Origin of the sequence: Kitasatospora sp. NPDC059327, from assembly GCF_042752535.1 — a bacterium.
Classification (GTDB): Bacteria; Actinomycetota; Actinomycetes; order Streptomycetales; family Streptomycetaceae; genus Kitasatospora.
In genome coordinates this window covers 1-18,811 of record NZ_JBHYYB010000114.1, presented here as the reverse complement: position 1 = coordinate 18,811, position 18,811 = coordinate 1, and the positions used below count along the sequence as shown (strand labels likewise).

15 protein-coding genes are annotated in these 18,811 nt (G+C 75.8%); 7 read left to right on the top strand and 8 right to left on the bottom strand.

All coding sequences use genetic code 11. From position 1 onward, the window contains the following. Positions 1–4 precede the first annotated feature (4 nt). Both ACFXHB_RS38380 and ACFXHB_RS38375 read left to right on the top strand, forming a co-directional pair. On the top strand, positions 5–1,828 hold the full coding sequence (locus ACFXHB_RS38380; RefSeq protein WP_380580655.1) for an alkyl/aryl-sulfatase: 1,824 nt from the start codon (positions 5–7) through the stop codon (positions 1,826–1,828). Positions 1,829–1,977: 149 nt separating this feature from the next. Further along, the gene (locus ACFXHB_RS38375; RefSeq protein WP_380580653.1) at positions 1,978–2,397 is read left to right on the top strand and encodes a PPOX class F420-dependent oxidoreductase; all 420 of its coding nucleotides are present in this window, start codon (positions 1,978–1,980) and stop codon (positions 2,395–2,397) included. Here the strand turns inward: ACFXHB_RS38375 and ACFXHB_RS38370 are convergent. After that, on the bottom strand, positions 2,381–3,259 hold the full coding sequence (locus ACFXHB_RS38370; protein ID WP_380580651.1) for an alpha/beta fold hydrolase: 879 nt from the start codon (positions 3,257–3,259) through the stop codon (positions 2,381–2,383). The genes ACFXHB_RS38375 and ACFXHB_RS38370 overlap by 17 nt on opposite strands. A gap of 335 nt (positions 3,260–3,594) precedes the next feature. On the opposite strand from ACFXHB_RS38370, the gene ACFXHB_RS38365 reads away from it, so the two are divergent. Further along, positions 3,595–5,961 (top strand): lamin tail domain-containing protein, encoded by a 2,367-nt coding sequence (locus ACFXHB_RS38365; protein WP_380580649.1) that lies wholly within the window; start codon positions 3,595–3,597, stop codon positions 5,959–5,961. A 51-nt stretch (positions 5,962–6,012) separates the two neighbouring features. Here ACFXHB_RS38365 and ACFXHB_RS38360 read toward each other — a convergent pair whose 3' ends face one another. Further along, positions 6,013–6,660, bottom strand: coding sequence for a hypothetical protein (locus ACFXHB_RS38360; protein WP_380580647.1), 648 nt, complete (start codon positions 6,658–6,660; stop codon positions 6,013–6,015). 497 nt (positions 6,661–7,157) lie between these two features. Between ACFXHB_RS38360 and ACFXHB_RS38355 the strand changes: the two genes are divergently transcribed. Genes ACFXHB_RS38355 through ACFXHB_RS38345 form a run of 3 tightly spaced genes read left to right on the top strand, consistent with a single transcriptional unit; the run spans position 7,158 to position 10,173 of the window. Next, entirely contained in the window at positions 7,158–7,343 is a 186-nt protein-coding gene (locus ACFXHB_RS38355) for a hypothetical protein (RefSeq protein ID WP_380580645.1), read from the top strand. A gap of 59 nt (positions 7,344–7,402) precedes the next feature. After that, positions 7,403–9,670 carry a heavy metal translocating P-type ATPase gene (locus tag ACFXHB_RS38350; protein ID WP_380580667.1) on the top strand — a complete coding sequence of 756 codons (2,268 nt, stop codon included), beginning with the start codon at positions 7,403–7,405 and terminating at the stop codon, positions 9,668–9,670. Further along, on the top strand, positions 9,667–10,173 hold the full coding sequence (locus ACFXHB_RS38345) for a copper chaperone PCu(A)C (protein WP_380580643.1): 507 nt from the start codon (positions 9,667–9,669) through the stop codon (positions 10,171–10,173). Before ACFXHB_RS38350 ends, ACFXHB_RS38345 begins: the two co-directional genes overlap by 4 nt. Before the next feature lie 91 nt (positions 10,174–10,264). Here the strand turns inward: ACFXHB_RS38345 and ACFXHB_RS38340 are convergent, their stop codons facing one another. Next, complete coding sequence (locus ACFXHB_RS38340; protein WP_380580641.1) at positions 10,265–11,269, bottom strand: Acg family FMN-binding oxidoreductase; 1,005 nt, start codon at positions 11,267–11,269, stop codon at positions 10,265–10,267. A gap of 254 nt (positions 11,270–11,523) precedes the next feature. Beyond that, on the bottom strand, positions 11,524–12,399 hold the full coding sequence (locus ACFXHB_RS38335; RefSeq protein WP_380580639.1) for a universal stress protein: 876 nt from the start codon (positions 12,397–12,399) through the stop codon (positions 11,524–11,526). Positions 12,400–12,764: 365 nt separating this feature from the next. On the opposite strand from ACFXHB_RS38335, the gene ACFXHB_RS38330 reads away from it, so the two are divergent. Further along, a complete protein-coding gene (locus ACFXHB_RS38330; RefSeq protein WP_380580637.1) occupies positions 12,765–14,462 on the top strand; it encodes a GAF domain-containing protein in 1,698 nt (565 codons plus the stop codon). An 85-nt stretch (positions 14,463–14,547) separates the two neighbouring features. Here ACFXHB_RS38330 and ACFXHB_RS38325 read toward each other — a convergent pair whose 3' ends face one another. The 4 genes from ACFXHB_RS38325 to ctaD all read right to left on the bottom strand — a co-directional run bounded on the left by ACFXHB_RS38325 (position 14,548) and on the right by ctaD (position 18,581). Next, positions 14,548–15,054, bottom strand: coding sequence for a pyridoxamine 5'-phosphate oxidase family protein (locus ACFXHB_RS38325; RefSeq protein WP_380580635.1), 507 nt, complete (start codon positions 15,052–15,054; stop codon positions 14,548–14,550). A gap of 92 nt (positions 15,055–15,146) precedes the next feature. Continuing rightward, the gene (locus ACFXHB_RS38320) at positions 15,147–15,872 is read right to left on the bottom strand and encodes a response regulator (protein WP_380580633.1); all 726 of its coding nucleotides are present in this window, start codon (positions 15,870–15,872) and stop codon (positions 15,147–15,149) included. A gap of 213 nt (positions 15,873–16,085) precedes the next feature. After that, positions 16,086–16,613 (bottom strand): hypothetical protein, encoded by a 528-nt coding sequence (locus ACFXHB_RS38315; RefSeq protein ID WP_380580631.1) that lies wholly within the window; start codon positions 16,611–16,613, stop codon positions 16,086–16,088. Between the two features lie 141 nt (positions 16,614–16,754). Then, positions 16,755–18,581 carry a cytochrome c oxidase subunit I gene (gene ctaD, locus ACFXHB_RS38310; protein ID WP_380580629.1) on the bottom strand — a complete coding sequence of 609 codons (1,827 nt, stop codon included), beginning with the start codon at positions 18,579–18,581 and terminating at the stop codon, positions 16,755–16,757. Positions 18,582–18,811 lie beyond the last annotated feature (230 nt).

Genomic DNA, 18,811 nt, shown 5'->3' with positions numbered 1-18,811 from the left:
ACGCATGACCGATCTGCCCTTCGACGACGTCACGGACTTCGAGAACGCCGACCGGGGCTTCCTGGGAGCGCTGACACCCGGGGTGGTCAAGGCCGCCGACGGGCGGGTGGTCTGGGACAACGACGCGTACGCCTTCCTCGCGGCCGACTGCCCCGACACCGCCCATCCGAGCCTCTGGCGCCAGGCCCGGCTCTGCGCCCGGCAGGGGCTCTACCAGGTGACCGAGCGGGTCTACCAGGTGCGCGGGCTCGACCTGTCCAACATGACGCTGGTCGAGGGCGAGCGCGGCGTGATCGTGATCGACCCGCTGATCTCCGCGGAGACGGCCGCCGCCGCCCTCGCGCTCTACCGGGAGCACCGGGGCGACCGGCCCGTCACCGGTCTGGTCTACACCCACTCCCACGGTGACCACTTCGGCGGCGCGCGCGGTGTCCTGCCGCACGGCACCGAGGCGGGCATCCCGATCCTGGCGCCGGACGGCTTCCTGGAACACGCTGTCAGCGAGAACGTCTACGCGGGCAACGCGATGACCCGGCGGGCCATGTTCATGTACGGCGACCGGCTGCCGAAGGCCCCCGACGGGCAGATCGGCGCCGGCCTCGGCATGACCACCTCCACCGGCACCATCACGCTCATCCCACCGACGGTGTCCATCACCCGCACCGGCCAGGAGGAGACCGTCGACGGCGTGCGGATCCTCTTCCAGCTCACCCCGGGCACCGAGGCCCCGGCCGAGATGAACTTCCTCTTCCCCGAGCTGCGGGCGCTCTGCCTGGCAGAGAACGCCACCCACAACATGCACAACATCCTGACCCTGCGCGGCGCGGTCGTGCGCGACGCCCGGATCTGGTCCCGCTACCTGGACGAGGCGATCGAGTACTTCGACGGCCGGTACGACGTGGCCTTCGCCTCGCACCACTGGCCGACCTGGGGCCACGACGAGGTGGTCACCTTTCTCGCCGAGCAGCGCGACCTCTACGCCTACCTGCACGACCAGACCCTGCGCCGGCTCAACGACGGGCTGACCGGCCCGGAGATCGCCGAGGAACTGCGGCTGCCGCCCGCGCTGGAGCGGCGCTGGCACACCCACGGCTACTACGGCTCGCTGAGCCACAACGTCAAGGCCGTCTACCAGCGCTACCTCGGCTGGTTCGACGGCAACGTGGCCCATCTGTGGGAGCACCCGCCGGTGGAACAGGCGCGGCGGTACGTCGAGGTGGCCGGCGGCGGCGAGGCCGCGCTGGCCAAGGCCCGTGCCTACGCCGACGCGGGGGACCCGCGCTTCGCGGCCACCCTGCTCAACCACGTGGTGTTCGCCGATCCGTCGAACACCGCCGCCAAGGAGGCGCTGGCGGGTGTCTACCGCACGCTGGGCCGGGGCGCGGAGAACGGCACCTGGCGCAACTTCTACCTGATGGCCGCCGTCGAACTGCTCGACGGCCCCGGCACGGTCCAGCTCGACGCCGCCAACCCCGAGATGACGGCGGCGCTGACCACCGACATGCTGATCGACTCGATCGCGATCAGGATCGACGGCCCGCGCGCCTGGGACGAGGACCTGACCGTCGACCTGGTGCTCGCCGACGAGCGGCTCCGGTACCGGCTGACGCTGCGGCACGGCGCGCTGACCCACCGGTCCTTCCCGGCCGGGGACACTCCCCGGTCCGCGGCCGGGCTGACGCTGAGCCTCACCAGGCCGGAGCTGCTCGGGCTGCTGGCCGGCCAGGACCCCGCCGGCATCCGGCACCAGGGCGATCCGGCGCTGCTCACGACGCTCCTCGCGCTCGTCACCACGCCGGACCGGTCCTTCCCCGTCGTCACGCCCTGACCCGCAGGCCCCGCCCGGACCCGCGCCCGGAGCCCGCGCCCCGCCCGGGCTCCGGGTCCGTCGCCCGCCCCGCCGGCGCCGGGGCGGGCGACGGCGGCACCGGGACCGGTGGGGCCGCCCTCGCCGACCGGGCGTCCTAGAATGCGGCCATGAGCGCCGCCACCCCCGACCCCGCCCCGAAGGACCGGCTCGACCGTCTGGTCCGGCTCTCGGCCGGGAGCTACCTGCTGGTCACCACCTACAAGAAGGACGGCACCGGCGTGCCGACCCCGGTCTGGGTGGTCCGCGACGGCGAGGCGCTGGGCGTCTGGACCGTCACCGACTCCTGGAAGGTCAAGCGCATCCGCAACCGCGCCGACGTCCTGGTCGGCCCCTGCGACGTCAAGGGCCGACCGACCGGCGCGCACTACCCGGCCACCGCCGAGATCCTCGGCCCGGAGCGGACCGCCGCCTACCGGACGCTGCTGCGGCAGAAGTACGGCCTGCTGGGCGTGGTCACCCTGCTCGGCAGCCGGCTGCGACGCGGCGAGCGCGGCACGGTCGGCATCCGGATCACGCTGACGGACTGATCCGCTCCGGCGCGGCCGTCCGGTCCCGCGTCCGGGCGCAGTTGTCCAGGATCACCCGGGCGACCAGCTCGGGATCGTCGTTCATCGGCACGTGTCCACAGCCCGGCAGCCGGATCAGCCGGGCCGCCGGCAGTTCGTGCAGCGCGCGCACGCCCTGACGGCGCAGCAGGATGCGGTCCCGGCTGCCCCAGGCGACGGTGACCGGCACGGCGCCGACGTCCCCGGTGAAGCGCAGGCCGCGGCCGGCGGCGAGGGTGGGGCCGAAGCCGGTGGCCTCGCGCAGGGCCCTGGTCTCGGCGGCCGCGGCGGCGGGCAGCCGCCGGCCCGGGCGGGCGTAGATGGTGCCGACCAGCAGCGCGCGGCCGGCCGCGGTCCGGGCGATCCGCCCCACCGCCGGCCGCGGCAGCACCCGCGCGCCGAGCCGCATCCCGCCCAGCACCGCGTAGGCGTAGCGGCGCTCGGCCTCGGTCCAGAACCCGGCCGGGGCCAGCGCCGTCACCGAGCGCGCCAGCCCGGCCCGGCCGAGGCCGAGGGCCAGCAGCCCGCCGAGCGAGTTCCCGGCGACGTGCGGCCGCTCGATCCCGAGTTCCGCGCAGAACTGCCCGAGCACCGGGACCACCGCCTCCAGCCCGTAGGGCACGCCGGGCGGCAGGGCCGGGGACGCGCCGAAGCCGGGCAGGTCGACGGCGATCACCTCGTGCCGCTCGGCCAGCGCCGGGAGCACCGGCTCCCAGGCCTGCCAGTGGTGGCCCACGCCGTGCAGCAGCAGGAGCGGGCTGCCGGACCCGAGCCGCTGGTACCGCACGGTCACCTCCCCCGGTCCGTACGGGGCGGGCAGCGCGAAGGTGACGTCGGCGGGCATGCGGCTCCTCTGTTGGACGCGATGTCAGCAAGAATTACCGACGGGTAGCCCCCACGGCAAGAGGCCCGCGCCGGGCCACCGGCGGAGCCCGACCGGGCGGTGGACCGCGCCGGGCGGTCGAACTGTTCTTCCGCTGTACGTCTGGCGGACGGGCGCAGCGTGCGGTACGGCACAGGTGGCGCTGTTGGATACGCACCGCCCCGCGTTCCACGGCCCGCCGGGCCGGCGTGCCGTCAGGCCGCCCGACCGACGGGCCGCCAGTTCTCCAGATCTCCAGGTCACCAGACCAACCGGTCATCAGACCACCGGTCATCAGATCGCCAGGAGGAAAGCCGATGCGGCGAACCGATCGAGTCCGGCTCCGTACCACGGCGGTGGCGTGCGCCGCCGTGGTGGTGGGAGCACTGTCGGCCCTTCCGGCCGGCAGCGCGCAGGCGGTGTCCCCGGACATCGTGATCAGTCAGGTGTACGGCGGCGGCGGCAACTCCGGTGCCCCGTACACCAACGACTTCATCGAGCTCTACAACCGCGGCACGACCCCCGTCTCCGTCACCGGCTGGACCGTCCAGTACGCCTCGGCGGCCGGATCGTCCTGGTCCCGGACCACGCTCTCCGGCACCGTCGCCCCCGGTGCGTACTACCTCGTCCAGGAGGCCGCCGGCGCGGGTGCGGGCGCCCCGCTGCCGGCCCCGGACGCCACCGGGACCCTGGCCCTCGGCGCCACCGCCGGCAAGGTCGCGCTGGTCACCAACGGCACGGCGCTGAGCTGCGGTTCGGCCTGCGCCGGCCAGCCCGGCGTCAAGGACTTCGTCGGGTACGGCAGCACCGCGAGCTCGGCCGAGGGCACCCCGACCGGCAACCTGTCGAACAGCACGGCCGCGCTGCGGGCCGGCGGCGGCGCGACGGACACCGACAGCAACGCGGCGGACTTCGCCGTCACCGCGCCCGCCCCGCGCAACTCCACCACCACCGGCGGCGGCACCGGCGGCACCCGGATACGCGACATCCAGGGCGCGGCGCGCACCTCCCCGCTCGCCGGGCGGCCGGTCGGCGCCGTCCCCGGCGTGGTGACGGCCGTCGGCCCGGCCGGGTTCTGGTTCCAGGACCCGCTGCCGGACGCCGACCCGGCCACCAGCGAGGCGGTCTACGTCTACACCGCCACCGCGCCCGCGGTCACCGTCGGCGACTCGGTGACGGTCGGCGGCACGGTGAGCGAGTACCGCCCCGGCGGCACCGGCGGCACCACCAACCTGACCGTCACCGAGCTCACCGGCCCGAGCGTGGCCGTGCTCGCGCACAACGCCCCGCTGCCCGCGGCCACCGTGGTCGGCGCCGGCGGCCGGGTGCCGCCCACCTCGGTGATCTCCACGGTGACCTCGGGGGACGTCGAGACCGCCGGCTCCTTCCACCCCGCCACCGAGGGGCTCGACTTCTGGGAGTCGTTGGAGGGCATGCGGGTCGAACTGGACGACGCGGCCGTGGTCGGCCCCAGCACCGCGTTCGGCGAGATCCCGGTCGTGCCGCAGGGCAGCACCACCCGCACCGGCCGGGGCGGCATCCTGCTGCAGTCCGGCGACGCCAACCCGGAGCGGGTGATCCTCGACGACGTCCTGGCGCCCACCCCGACCGCGACCGTGGGCGACACCCTGACCGGTGCCACGGTCGGCGTGCTCGACTACTCCTTCGGCGACTTCAAACTCCTGGTCACCGCCACCCCGGTGGTCTCCTCCGGCGGCCTCGCGCCGGAGACCACCGCGGCGGCCGCCCCCGGCGAGCTGGCGGCGGCGACGTTCAACGTGGAGAACCTCGCCCCGAGTGACCCGCAGAGCAAGTTCGACGGGCTCGCGGCGGGCATCGTGAGCCGCCTGCGCTCCCCCGACCTGGTCGCGCTGGAGGAGATCCAGGACAACAGCGGCGCCACCGACAACGGCGTGGTCGCCGCCGACCAGACCCTCGCCCGGCTCACCGCGGCGATCACCGCCGCCGGCGGCCCCGCGTACACGTACCGGCAGATCGACCCGCAGAACGACCAGGACGGCGGGCAGCCGGGCGGCAACATCCGCCAGGTGTTCCTCTACCGCACCGACCGCGGCCTGAGCTTCACCGACCGCCCCGGCGCCGGCTCCGGCACCGCGAACTCCGTGCTGAACAACGCCGGCACGCCCGCGCTGGCGTACTCCCCCGGCCGCCTCGACCCCGGCAACTCCGCCTTCGCCGCCAGCCGCAAGCCGCTGGCCGGCGAGTTCCGCTGGCAGGGCCGGCCGGTCTTCGTGATCGCCAACCACTTCAACTCCAAGGGCGGCGACCAGCCGCTCTTCGGCCGCTACCAGCAGCCCGCCCGGCCGTCCGAGACCCAGCGGCACGCCCAGGCGACGGTGGTGAAGACCTTCACCGACCAGATCCTCGCGGTCGACCCGAACGCCGCGGTCATCGTGCTCGGGGACCTCAACGACTTCGAGTTCTCGCAGACCACCGACCTGCTCACGGCCGGCGGCTCGCTCGTCGACCTGCCCCGCACGCTGCCCCTCGCCGAGCGCTACACCTACGTCTACGAGGGCAACTCGCAGGTGCTGGACCACATCCTGATCTCCCCCGCGCTGGCGGCGAAGCCGTACGGCTACGACATCGTCCACCTGAACAGCGAGTTCCCGGCCCAGCTGAGCGATCACGACCCGCAGGTCGTCCGCGTTCCGCTGCCCTGACGGCCCGTCCGTGTGCCGCCCCCGGCACCTCGTCCGGGGGCGGTGCACGGGTCAGTACCGCACGGCCCGGACCACGACCGGCAGCAGCGTCTCCTCGGCCGGCCGGCGGCTGAACGCGACCGGGGAGGCCTTCGCGCCGGGCGCGAGGTGTTCGGCGCCGACGACCGCGCTGTCCACCGCCTTCCCGCTGGTGTCCACGAAGTCGACCTGCACCGCGTACGAGGCGGTGTCCAGACCGCTGTTGGTGATGGTGACCACGACGGCGTGCAGCCCCCCGGTCTGCGCGCGCGGCACCCCGGTCACGGTGACGTCGTTCAGCGCGTTGCCGCCGTTCCCCACCGTGCCCAGCGCGGCCACCGCGTTCTGCCGCACCTGCTCGCCCTGCGCCGAGACCGACGCCGCGAACGAGGCGGCGGCGGCCGAGGCGGACTCGGCCGCCGCCGACACCGAGGCCAGCGCCGACTCCGCGGTCGAGGCCAGCGCGGACGGCGGCTCCCCCGAGAACGAGGACGGATTGGGCGCCGTGCTCAGCGTCGCCGGCCCCGAGGTGGTGATCGACGGATTGGTCGAGGAACTGCTGCACGCGGCGAGCACGAGGGCCCCGGTCAGCGCGGCCACCAACGCCGCGGCACGCGGCCCCGCCCACCTCCGGCGGGCACCCTCGGCATGACGGTTCGGGAAGCTATGGAGTTCACGCACCGGGGTTCCCTCTTCTGATCGGTGTCCGGCGGCCGACGGCCCCTACGTCCCCATGCTTGGCAACGACCGCTCCCGCCGCGAAACCTGCTGCCCCGTTCGGGTGCCCCCGGCGGCCGGAGGGACCGTCACCGGCCTCAGAGGATCACGTGCCGATTGCATGCACACGATCTGCTCGAAGCCTGGTCAGAGCGGCCGTGAAAGCGGCTGGGCTCCCTGCTGGCCGCCCTGGGCACCGGTCGGTGGCCGCACCGCACTCGACGGCCGTCCGCTGGACGGCCCTGGTCCTCCGGGGGACATTCGCGCAGGACATGGTCAAGGGCGCCAACAGCGGACGCCCAGCGGTTCACCGCTCCCCGGCGGCACGGTGACGGCCGCGGCCCGAGCCGCTGACGCACGGACGGCCCGGGGCGGTTCCGGCCCCACGTGCGCGGGTGGGGCGATTCGCACCGTACGGGAACCAACACCGGCCGCGGGCCGACTGGTGGAGGGTGAGTGCGATGTCGCCGGGTGCCCGGCCGTGGAGTGTGGTGGCGGGGTTCGCCCTGCTGTTGGTGGTGGTGTTCGTGGCGGCGTTCGCGCTGGGGCGCGGCGCCGGACCGGTGTCACCGGGCCTGACGCCCGGCAGTGGCGGCGGCGGGGGCGCACCGGGGATGAGCGGGCACGACATGGGGGCGGGCCGGTGAGCCCCGCCGCGGACACCCGGGCCGGGGCCCTGGTCAGCACCGACCTCACGGTCGGCGGGATGACCTGCGCGGCCTGCGTCGGCCGGGTGGAGAAGCGGCTGGCGCGGATCGACGGGGTCACGGCCGGCGTCAACCTCGCCACCGGGCGGGCCCGGGTGCTGCACCCGGCCGGGGTGAGCGTCGGGGAGCTGGTCGCCGCCGTCGAGCGGGCCGGGTACACGGCCGCCCCGGCCGAGGCCGGGCAGCCGCCGGTGGAGCGCGAGGAGGAGCCCGCCGAGCGCCGGCGGCTGCTGGTCACCGCGTCGGCGGCGGTGCCCGTGCTGCTGCTGTCGATGGTGCCGTCGCTGCAGTTCCCGGGTTGGCAGTGGCTCTGCTTCGGTCTGGCCGTCCCGGTGGTGACGTGGGGTTCGGCCGGGTTCCACCGGCGGGCCCGGCAGGGCCTTCGGCACGGCACGGCCACCATGGACACCCTGGTCAGCCTCGGCGTGCTGGCGTCCTTCGGCTGGTCCGGGTACGCGCTGCTGTTCGGCGGGGCGGGCGCGATCGGCATGCGGATGCCGTTCTCGCTCACCGCCGACGGCGGGGGCGGCGCGCACGTCTACCTGGAAGCGGCCGTCGGGGTGCCGCTGTTCGTCCTGGCCGGGCGGCTGCTGGAGGGCAGGGTGCGGCGGCGCAGCGGTTCGGCGCTGCGGGCGCTGGCCGAGCTGGGCGCCAAGGAGGTGTGCGTCCGGGATCCGCGGTCCGGGCAGGAGCGGCCGATCCCGATCGACCAGCTGCTGCCCGGCGGGGAGTTCGTGGTCCGGCCGGGCGAGCGGGTGGCCACCGACGGCGTCGTGGTGGACGGCGACTCGGCCCTGGACCTCAGCCTGCTGACCGGGGAGAGCGCGCCGGTGGAGGTCGGGCCCGGGGACGCCGTGGCGGGCGCCACCGTGAACGTCGGCGGCGCGCTGGTGGTCCGGGCCACCGCCGTCGGGGCGGACACCCAACTGGCCCGGATCACCGCGCTGGTGGCGGACGCCCAGGCCGGCAAGGCCAGGGCGCAACGGCTCGCGGACGCGGTGGCCGGGGTGTTCGTACCCTGCGTGCTGGCGGTGGCGGTCGCCGTGCTCGGCTTCTGGCTGGGCGCGGGCGCCGATCCGCAGGCGGCCGTGACGGCCGCGGTCGCGGTGCTGGTGGTCGCCTGCCCGTGCGCGCTGGGACTGGCCACGCCGACCGCCCTGCTGGCGGCGACCGGCCGGGGCGCGGAACTGGGTGTCCTGGTGCGCGGGCCGGAGGTACTGGAGAGCCTGCGCCGGATCGACACCGTGGTGCTGGACAAGACCGGGACCCTGACGACCGGGCGGACGGAACTCACCGAGCTGACCACCGCCCCCGGGGTGGACGCGGACGCCGTGCTACGGCTCGCGGGCGCGGTCGAGCACCACTCGGAGCACCCCGTCGGGCGGGCCGTCCTGGCGGCGGCCCGGGCGCGGTGCGGGCCGCTCCCCGCGGTGGAGGGCTTCACGGCCACCGCCGGGGTCGGCGTGTCCGGCACCGTCGAGGGGCGGCCGGTCCGCGTGATCCGGCCGGAGGACGGGGCCGGGCCGTTGCCCGCTCCGCTGGCCGGGGCGCTGGAGCGGGCCGGGGCGGCCGGCCGCACGCCGGTGCTGGTGGAGCTGGACGGTCGGCCGGTGGCCCTGCTCGCGGTCGGGGACACGCTGCGCTCCGGCAGCTGGCGGGCGCTCCACCGGCTGCGCGCGCTCGGGTTGGAGACCGTCCTGCTGACCGGGGACGGCCCCGGCGCGGCGCGCGCGGTGGCGGGCGAGCTGGGCATCGCGCAGGTGCACCACTCGGCCTCGCCGGCGCGCAAGGCGGAGGTGGTCGCCGAGCTGAAGGCCGCCGGCCGGACCACGGCGGTGGTCGGCGACGGCGTCAACGACGCCGTCGCGCTGGCCTCGGCTGACCTCGGCGTGGCACTCGCCTCCGGCAGTGACGCCGCGATCGGCGCGGCCGGGCTCACCCTGGTGCGGGGGGACATCGAGGCGGTGGTGGACGCCGTCCGGCTGGCCCGCCGGACGCTGGCCACCATCCGGGTCAATCTGCTCTGGGCCTTCGGCTACAACGTGGTGCTGATCCCGCTGGCCGCGGTCGGGCTGCTGAACCCGATGCTGGCGGCGGTGGCGATGTCGCTGAGTTCGCTGCTGGTGGTGGGCAACAGTCTGCGGCTGCGGACCTGGCGGCCGGGGCGCGGCGGCGCCGCCCGTCGGGGCGGGGGCGAGGGCGGGGCCCGGCCGGGTGGGGGTCCGCCCGCGCGTGGGCGCCGCGGCGCCCGGGCGGTGACCGGGTGAGGGCCCCGATCCTCGGCCCCGCGCTCCGGCGGCTGCGGGTGGCCGGGCCGCCGGTGGCGGCGGCCGCGGTGGCACTCGCCCTGCTCTCCGGGTGGACGGCGGTGGGCGGGGCCGGGCGGCAGCGCCCGGTGGAGGCCGGACCGGGCTGGGTGCTGCTGCCGACGACCGGCGGGGCGACGGCCACGGCCGCCTTCTTCACGCTCCGCAACCCCGGCGACATCCCTGACGAACTCACCGGCGCGAGCTGGGAGTTGGGCGGCCGGATCACGCTCAAGCGACATCGGCACCAGGGCGCCTCGGGCCGCTGGGAGCCGGCCGCCGCGCTGCCCGTGCCGGAGCGCGGCGAGCTGGTGATGTCACCGGAGGACGCCGACCTGATGATCGTCGGCCCGCCGGCCCTGCGGGCCGGGCAGTGGGTGGAGTTCACCCTCACCTTCCGCCACAGCCCGGACCTGCGGGTGCGGGCCGAGGTGGTGCCACCCGGCGGGCGGCGGGACGGCTGACGCGCCGGGACCCGGCCGGCCCGATCGGCCCGCCGGGGGCACAGCGGCCGGACCCGGCCGGCCCGAGCGGGTCACGGTCGGCCCGCGCCGGTCACGGCCGGTCCGCGCCGTCCAGCGTCTCGGTCACCGGCCGGCGCGGGGTCGCCGGCCCGGGCGGGCCGTACCCGGCGCGGAGCACCAGCTGGACATGGCCCGGCCCGTCCGCCGGATCGCGCAGCCCCCACCGGGTGTCGGGCCACTCGACGGCCTGGTGCCAGACCGTCAGGCGGACCCCGTGCACGGTGGCCAGCAGCCAGACGCGTTCCAGCGCCTGCCCGGTGCGCAGCCAGTCGACGGGCCCGTCGCCCGCGGTGGTCAGGGTGCAGAGCTGCGGCAGCGCCTCGAAGCGCCGGGACGGCGGCGCGGGCGTGTCCCGGTACGGCGGGCGGCCGGCGAACTCGCGCGTCGGCACGCGGGCGTCGTGGTCCTGCGGCCCGACGGCGGCGAGCGGGATGCCGTCGGTCGCGCCGACGGCACCGTCCGGGCGCAGCCAGGCCCGCAGCTCGGCCTGCCGCTGCGGGTCGTGGGCGATCCGGTCCTCGGCCTCGGCGGTGAGCGCCAGCACCCGCCGCACCGCGGATTCCTCCAGCGCGGCGAGCGCCACGCCCTCGGCGTGCGCGGCGGCGATCAGCTCGCCGAGCACCGCCTCGGGCACGTCCCGGTTGGCGAACGGCTGCCGGCTGGAGTGGCGGTCGGCGATCGCGGGGTAGAGGTCCCGGCCGAACGGCCGCGCGGTGCGGGCCGGCTCGGAGAGGTCGAGGAGGGCGAGCGACCGCGCGTCGTCCAGTGCCGGGAGCAGGCGGACGGCCGGCTCGCGGCCGAGCCGGGCGGCGGCCACCCGCATGTTGAACAGGGCGGCGCCGGCGGCGATGTGCAGGGCGGCCCCGTCGGGGTCAGCGAACGGGACGGCACGGGCGGGGTCGGCGCGCAGCTCGATCCCGGTCCGGTCGTCGGTGGGGCGGAATCGCCACGGCTGACTGTTGTGCAGGGACGGGGCGGCGCCGCCGGCCTCCGCGACCAGCCGCAGGTCGGCCTGGGTGAGGACGGGCTCGGGCATGGTGATCCTCTCCTTGCCTCGGTCGGCCGGCCCGGACCGGGCGGGCCCCACCGGCGCGGGGCACGCCCGGAGGCCGGCCCGCCGCGCGGGCCGGGGCCGAGGGGCTGGCCGGCGGGCGCGGGGTCACTCTGCTGGTCGACTCCGTCGGTCGACTCCGCTCACCTTCGAGCGTGCGCCCGCGCGGCGGCCGCAGGACAGGGTCCAAGGGCCCGCCCGCGCGGGTCGTCGGGCCCGCCCGGGGACGGCCCCGCCCCTCAGGGGTGCGGCACCACGGCGACCGGGGCGTCCGCGTGCTGGAGGACGGCGTGGGCGACCAGGCCGAGCCGCCGGCCGAAGTCGTGCGGGCGGTCGCGCCGGCCGACCACCACCAGGTCCGCCGCCCCCGCCGCCGCCACCAGCGTGCGGGCGGCGCCGAGCCCGACCTGTTCGACGAGTTCCGTCCCCGGGTACCGGTCACGCCACCCGGCGAGCACCTGGGAGAGCGCCTTCACCTCCAGCGCCTGGAGTTCCGCGACCTCGGGCTGCGACGGGACGAAGCCCACGGTCGCGAAGGCCGGCGGCAGGTCCCAGCCGTGCACGGCCCGCAGCCGGGCCCCGCGCAGCGCGGCCTCCCGGAAGGCGAACGCCAGCACGGTCTCGTCCACGGCCCGGGTGTCGATCCCGACCACGACCTCGGGCGGCGCCGCCGGGGCCCCGGTCGTACCGTCAGGCCGTCCGCCCGGCCGGACCACGACCGCGGGCACGGCGCTGCGAGCGACGGTCGCCATGCTCACCGAGCCGAGCAGCAGCCCGGCGAAACCACCCAGGCCGCGCGAGCCGAGGACCAGCAGCGCGGCGTCCGCGGCGGCGGCGACCAGCCCGTCCACGGCGGCGTCGAGGACCACGTCGGCCCGCACGGCCAGGCCGGGGTGGCGGCGGCGGACGGCGGCGGCCGCGTCGAGCACCACCTGCTCGGCGGCGGCGGGCGGCGCGTCGGTGTCGGCGTACGCGGCCCGGCCGTCCGTCAGCCACGGCCAGGCGTGCACCAGGCGCAGCGGGGCGTCCCGGCGCAGCGCCTCCTCGGCGGCCCAGTGGGCGGCGGCGGTGCTCGCGGGCGAGCCGTCGACTCCGGCCAGAACGGGTGGCGTCATGGGAATTCCTTCCGCTGCGGATCACGGGCCTCTGCTGCCGGCGGCGCGTCCTGACGCACCGTCGACGCTCCCACCCTCGGCCCGGGGGCGGGGTGCCCGCCAGGGTCGGCGGGCCCTGGCGTCAGGGCCGGAGGTCCCGCCGGGTGTGTACACGACGGACCCCGGCGTCCGGGGCGGGTGTACGCGGGCACTACCGTGAATCCGACAATCCTCCCGGTCGGTCGGCCGGGAGCGGAACGGATCGGGACAGGACCTTGAGGAGGTCGCCGGTGGGCGGCGCGGACGGTACGCGGGCGGGCACCGGCGGTCCGGCGGACAGCGGCGGACCGACGGGCCGGGCGCCCGGCGGCGGGACCGGTGCGCGGATGCCGCAGCTGCGCCTGGACGAGCTGCTGGAGGAGCTCCAGTGGCGGATCGACGCGGCGCGCGGCACCCGGGACCGGGTGCACAGCCTGCTGGAGGCGGTGCTGGCGGTCGGCCGCGAACTCGACCTCTCCCAGGCGCTGCACCGGATCGTCGAGGCCGCCGCCGACCTCGTCGACGCCCGGTACGCGGCCCTGGGCGTGATCGGCGCCGACGGGCACACGCTCTCCCAGTTCCTGACGGTCGGTCTGACGACGGAGGAGATCGACGCGATCGGACCGCTGCCGGCCGGGCACGGGATCCTCGGCGAGCTGATCCGCCACCCGGAGCCGCTGCGCTGCCCGGTCCTGTCCGACCACCCGGCCTCGGTCGGCTTCCCCGCCCACCACCCGCCGATGCACACCTTCCTCGGGGTGCCGGTGCGGGTGCGCGGCGAGGTGTTCGGCAACCTGTACCTCACCGACAAGCGCGGCGGCGTGGACTTCGACGCCGACGACGAGGCGGTCATCGCCACCCTGGCGGTGGCGGCCGGGGTGGCCATCGACAACGCCCGGCTGTACGAGGAGGCGCAGCGCCAGCAGCGCTGGCTGCGGGCGAGCGCCGAGATCACCCGCAGCCTGCTGTCGGGCGTGCCCCGGCTCGCGGTGGTGGAGCTGATCGCGCGCCGGGCCCGGGAGATCGCCGGCGCCGAGCTGGCGGACGTCTCGGTCGCGCTGGCCGGACCCGGCGAGCGGGCCGCCGAGCTGACGGTCGAGGTCGCGCTGGGCGGCGAGGAGAGCGCCCGGCTCGGGGTGACGGTGCCGGTCGACGGCACGCTATCCGGCGCCGCGTACGCCTCCGGATCGCCGGTGACCAGTGAGGAGTTGGCGCTCGACGCCCGGTTCGCGGCCGGGCCGCCCGGCCGGTTCGACGGCCTGGGTCCGGCGGTCGCGGTGCCGCTGGGCACCGGGACCGGGTACGGACGGGGTGTGCTGCTGCTCGCCCGGGAGTGCGGGCGGCCGCCGTTCACCGTGGAGGAGACCGGCCCGCTGCTGGGCTTCGCCGACCAGGCGGCGCTCGCCCTGGAGTTGGCCGAACGCCGCCGGGACGCGGAGCAGTTGACCCTGCTGGAGGACCGCGACCGGATCGCCCGGGACTTGCACGACCTGGCGATCCAGCGGCTCTTCGCCACCGGGATGACCCTGCAGAGCGCGGGCCGGCTGATCGAGAGCCCGAGCGCGGCCGACCGGGTCGGCCGCGCGGTCGCGGACCTGGACGAGACGATCAAGATCATTCGTTCGACGATCTTCGGGCTGCGGGCCCACAGCGAGCCCGACCGGAGCCTGCGGGCCCGTGCCACCCGCGCCGTCGGCGACGCGCACACGACGCTCGGCTTCGCGCCGCGGCTCAGCATGGAGGGCCTGCTGGACACCGATGTGCCGCAGGAGCTCGCCGAGCACGTGATGGCCGTCCTCGGCGAGGCCCTCAGCAACGCGGCACGGCACGCGCGGGCCGGTCGGGTGGAGGTCGCGCTGCGGGCACTCGGCGGCCGGGTGACGCTCACCGTCACGGACGACGGCGTGGGCGTCCCCGCCGGCGGGCGGCGCAGCGGGCTGCGCAACCTCGCCGAGCGGGCGGAGCGGGCCGGCGGAAGCTTCACGGTGCAGGAGGCGGAGGGCGGCGGCACCCGCGTGGTGTGGGAGGCCCCGCTGGGGGTGTGAGGACAGGCGGGGGGCGGTGCGGGGACGGCCGGGGGGCGGTGCGGGGACGGAGGCCGAACCCGCGAGGACCCTGGACGGCGCGTGCTCAGCCGTCGATGGTCAGGCGCCGGCCCACCACCAGTTCCGGACCGATCCGGATCACCACCCGCCCGGGAACCGTCCGCCGTGCCGCGCCGGCCCCCGCCGCGGCCGGCCGGTCCGCCGGGGCCCTCGGGCTCGCCCGGTCCTCCGCGCCCGCCGTGCCCGGCCGCTCCGCCGCCGGCCGGACCTCCGCGCGGCCCAGGACGGTGACGCACCAGCCGGTACCGTCGGCCCCGTCCAGCTCGTCGACCTCGAACGCGATCACCGCGCCGTCCACCGCCCGGGCCAGCTCGGAGCCGGCCAGGGCGGACAGCAGCACGCCCCCGGCCGGGTCCAGCCGGAAGCGGACCGGGAGCACGGCCGGCAGCGCGCCGACGGTGTAGACCACCCGGCCGACCGCCGTCCCGGCCAGCAGCTCCAGCGCCCGGGCCCGGTCGAGGTCCCGCACGCCGGGCGGCCGCCGCCCGTCCGGTTCCACCTGCACGGACGGCGCTTCACGATCGGGGTTCATGCCTGCGATGGTCACTCGCCGGACGGGGGCGGGGCGAGGGTCGATGGTCCCGTCGAGGGTCCTGGTTCGTCCGCCCGCCCCGGGCCCGGGGTTCAGCCGCGCAGCCCGCCGTAGGGGCGCGGGTGGGCCGACTGGGCGGCGGCGGACTGACGCACCTCGGTCGCGATCAGCGCGGCCTGGACCCGCCGCTCCACACCGAGCTTGGCCAGCAGGCGGGAGACGTGGTTCTTCACGGTCTTCTCGGCGAGGTAGAGGCGTTCGCCGATCTGCCGGTTGGTCAGGCCCTCACCGATCAGCGCCAGCACCTCCTGCTCGCGCGCGGTCAGCTCCGGACCGGTCACGGTGGGCTGCGGCGGGGCCGCGTCGCTGCGCAGCCGGTTGAGCAGCCGGGTGGCGGCGCCCGGGTCGAGCATCGAGCGGCCGGAGGCGACCGTCCGGACGGCGGCGACCAGGTCGGTGCCGCTGATCTGCTTGAGGACGTAACCGGCCGCGCCCGCCATCACGGCGTCGAGCAGCGCCTCCTCGTCGTCGAAGGAGGTGAGCATCAGACAGGCCAGGTCGGGCATCCGGGACCGCAGTTCGCGGCAGACGGAGACGCCGTCGCCGTCACCGAGGCGGACGTCCAGGACGGCGACGTCGGGGCGCAGCGCCGGGACCCGGACCAGCGCCTGCTCGGCGGTGGCGGCCTCGCCGACCACCTCCAGATCGGGCTCGCCGTCCAACAGGTCGTGGACGCCCCGGCGCACCACCTCGTGGTCGTCCAGCAGGAACACCCTGACCGGTGCCGGGGTGTCGGTACCGGCCGTCTCGCTCGCCATCTCGCGGCTCCACCTTCCTCGCGCCCGGCACACTGCTGCGGGCCCCCCGCATCATCGCCGACCGGCGGACGCCGACCAAGGGCCCAACGACCCCATTGCCCCGGGTACTCCGGCACCGACCGGCCCGGTCCGCCGACGAGGGCCGCACCGGACCGGACGGCACGAACAGCACGAACGGCACGGACCGCCGCGCGGCGGAGGCGGCCGCCCCGGTCAGGGCCGGTGGCGGCGGCCGGTGGTGACCGGCAGGCACGCCGTCGAGACCAGCACCGCGCCGGCGGCCGCGGCGGCGAGCCGGGCGGCGAGCGGTCCGCCGCCGGTCAAGAAGAGGGACAGCGCGGCGAGCGAGAGGACGGCCAGGCCGGTGAACAGCCCGCCCGCCACGAGGCGCGCGACCGGACGCGGGCTCGACGGCACGGGGCCCGCTCCCAGCATCGCCCAGCGCGAGCCGCACTCGCGCTGCTCGCTCCGGTGGTGGCGCAGGGCCCGGACCCGCAGGATCACGCCGGCGACCAGTCCCGCCAGGGCGATCTGGGCGGCGGGCTGCCAAGCGGGGACGACCAGCAGCAGGGGGGCGGCGAGCGCGAGCCCCGCCCACCAGACGACGCAGGCCGCGGCGGCGGTGCGGGCGGACCGGGTCCGGTCCTCGCCCGCCCGGAGGTCGGCGACGGCGGGCAGGTACCAGACGCAGCCGGAGGCGGTGAGCCCGGCGGTGCCGATGGCCAGGACGGTGTGGGACATGCCGTGCGCTCCTCAACCGGGGGTACCCGGGTCGGGTCCGAGGGGTGGGGCCGTCCCCGCCCGCCCGGGGGCAGCGAACGGGCGGGGACGGCGTTCGGGGCGGAGCGGCCGGCGGCGGACAGCCCCGCCGGCCGCGGTCCGTCAGTGGTCCGGCGTCCGGTCGCCGCGCCGCAGCGCCCGACGGGCCGGCTCGTCGTACTTGGCCGGGGTGACGCCGGCCAGGTGCTTGGCCGGTTCGCCGTTGTTCTCCAGGAAGTCCAGCGCGGCGATCTCGGGGTGGTGCAGGTCGAAGGCCGGGGACTCCGAGCGGATCCGGGGCAGCGTGACGAAGTTGTGCCGCGGCGGCGGGCAGGAGGTCGCCCACTCCAGCGAGCGGCCGTAGCCCCAGGGGTCGTCCGCCGTGACCTTCTCGCCGTACTTGGCGGTCTTCCAGACGTTGTAGAGGAACGGCAGGATCGACAGGCCCAGCAGGAACGAACCGAGGGTGGACACGGTGTTGAGGGCCGTGAAGCCGTCCGAGGCCAGGTAGTCGGCGTACCGGCGCGGCATGCCCTCGGCGCCCAGCCAGTGCTGGACCAGGAAGGTGCTGTGGAACCCGATGGTGAGGGTCCAGAAGCTGATCCGGCCGAGCCGCTCGTCGAGCATCTTGCCGGTCATCTTCGGCCACCAGAAGTGGAAGCCGGCCATCATCGCGTACACCACCGTGCCGAACAGGGTGTAGTGGAAGTGCGCGACGACGAAGTACGAGTCCGAGACGTGGAAGTCGATCGGCGGCGCCGCCAGCAGCACGCCCGTCAGCCCGCCGAAGAGGAAGGTGACCAGGAAGCCGACCGTCCAGAGCATCGGCGTCTCGAAACTGAGCGAGCCCTTCCACATGGTGCCGACCCAGTTGAAGAACTTCACCCCGGTCGGGACCGCGATCAGGAAGGTCATGAAGGAGAAGAACGGCAGCAGCACCTGGCCGGTGACGTACATGTGGTGGGCCCAGACCGTCACCGAGAGACCCGCGATCGCGACGGTGGCGGCGATCAGGCCCGCGTAGCCAAACATCGGCTTGCGGGAGAAGACCGGGATCACCTCGGAGACGATGCCGAAGAACGGCAGCGCCAGGATGTAGACCTCCGGGTGCCCGAAGAACCAGAACAGGTGCTGCCAGAGCATCGCCCCGCCGTTGGCCGGGTCGAAGACGTGCGAGCCGAACTTGCGGTCGCACTCCAGCGCCAGCAGCGCGGCGGCCAGCACCGGGAAGACCATCAGGACCAGGACGGAGGTGAGCAGCACGTTCCAGCAGAAGATGGACATCCGGAACATGGTCAGGCCCGGGGCGCGCATGCAGATGATGGTGGTGATGAAGTTGACCGCGCCGAGGATGCTGCCGAAGCCGGAGAGCGTGACGCCCATGATCCACATGTCGGCGCCGATGCTCGGCGAGTGGACCGCGTCCGAGAGCGGGGCGTAGAGGAACCAGCCGAAGTCGGCCGCGCCCTGCGGGGTCGCGAAGCCGGCGGCGGCGATCAGCGAGCCGAACATGAACAGCCAGAAGGCCAGCATGTTCAGCCGGGGGAAGGCGACGTCGGGCGCGCCGATCTGCAGCGGCATGATCCAGTTGGCGAAGCCGGTGAACAGCGGCATCGCGAACAGCAGCAGCATCACCGAACCGTGCATGGTGAAAGCCTGGTTGAACTGCTCGTTGGAGAGGATCTGCGTCCCCGGCCGGGCGAGTTCGGCGCGCATGACCAGGGCCAGGACACCGCCGATCAGGAAGAACCCGAACGCCGACACCAGGTACATGGAGCCGATCGTCTTGTGGTCGGTGGTCGTCAGCAGCCTGACCAGGGCCGAGCCGGGCCGACGACCGGGCCGTACTCCTGCCGGCCGGACGGCCGACGGCGGCGCGCTGTCGCCCGGTGCCTCGATGGCGCTCAAGGACGCACTCCTTCGAACTTCTGCGGATGGATGGCGATCCATGATCAGAACTCGACGGCCTTGCGCCCTAGGGTCGTTGGGCCCGGCGGGACCGGGCCGGTGGGCCCGCGTTCCGGGCGGCGGCCCGGGACCTCCGCCGAGGACCCGCGGTCCACGGCGGCCGACCCCGGGCACGGACGCGCAGCACGGACGCGGGACACCGGGGCCGCGCACCGACCCGGCGCACGGCGGAGCGCCGGCGCGGGTCGGGGGCCGAGGCCCGTCACGACACC

What these genes read in the sequence shown, in the direction of transcription:
- ACFXHB_RS38320 (WP_380580633.1), bottom strand. Translation starts at nt 15,872, where the DNA reads ATGGCGAGCGAGACGGCCGGTACCGACACCCCGGCACCGGTCAGGGTG.
- ACFXHB_RS38350 (WP_380580667.1), top strand. Translation starts at nt 7,403, where the DNA reads ATGACCTGCGCGGCCTGCGTCGGCCGGGTGGAGAAGCGGCTGGCGCGG.
- ACFXHB_RS38355 (WP_380580645.1), top strand. Translation starts at nt 7,158, where the DNA reads ATGTCGCCGGGTGCCCGGCCGTGGAGTGTGGTGGCGGGGTTCGCCCTG.
- ACFXHB_RS38325 (WP_380580635.1), bottom strand. Translation starts at nt 15,054, where the DNA reads ATGAACCCCGATCGTGAAGCGCCGTCCGTGCAGGTGGAACCGGACGGG.
- ACFXHB_RS38370 (WP_380580651.1), bottom strand. Translation starts at nt 3,259, where the DNA reads ATGCCCGCCGACGTCACCTTCGCGCTGCCCGCCCCGTACGGACCGGGG.
- ACFXHB_RS38335 (WP_380580639.1), bottom strand. Translation starts at nt 12,399, where the DNA reads ATGACGCCACCCGTTCTGGCCGGAGTCGACGGCTCGCCCGCGAGCACC.
- ACFXHB_RS38380 (WP_380580655.1), top strand. Translation starts at nt 5, where the DNA reads ATGACCGATCTGCCCTTCGACGACGTCACGGACTTCGAGAACGCCGAC.
- ACFXHB_RS38330 (WP_380580637.1), top strand. Translation starts at nt 12,765, where the DNA reads ATGCCGCAGCTGCGCCTGGACGAGCTGCTGGAGGAGCTCCAGTGGCGG.
- ctaD (WP_380580629.1), bottom strand. Translation starts at nt 18,581, where the DNA reads ATGGATCGCCATCCATCCGCAGAAGTTCGAAGGAGTGCGTCCTTGAGC.
- ACFXHB_RS38375 (WP_380580653.1), top strand. Translation starts at nt 1,978, where the DNA reads ATGAGCGCCGCCACCCCCGACCCCGCCCCGAAGGACCGGCTCGACCGT.
- ACFXHB_RS38315 (WP_380580631.1), bottom strand. Translation starts at nt 16,613, where the DNA reads ATGTCCCACACCGTCCTGGCCATCGGCACCGCCGGGCTCACCGCCTCC.
- ACFXHB_RS38365 (WP_380580649.1), top strand. Translation starts at nt 3,595, where the DNA reads ATGCGGCGAACCGATCGAGTCCGGCTCCGTACCACGGCGGTGGCGTGC.
- ACFXHB_RS38340 (WP_380580641.1), bottom strand. Translation starts at nt 11,269, where the DNA reads ATGCCCGAGCCCGTCCTCACCCAGGCCGACCTGCGGCTGGTCGCGGAG.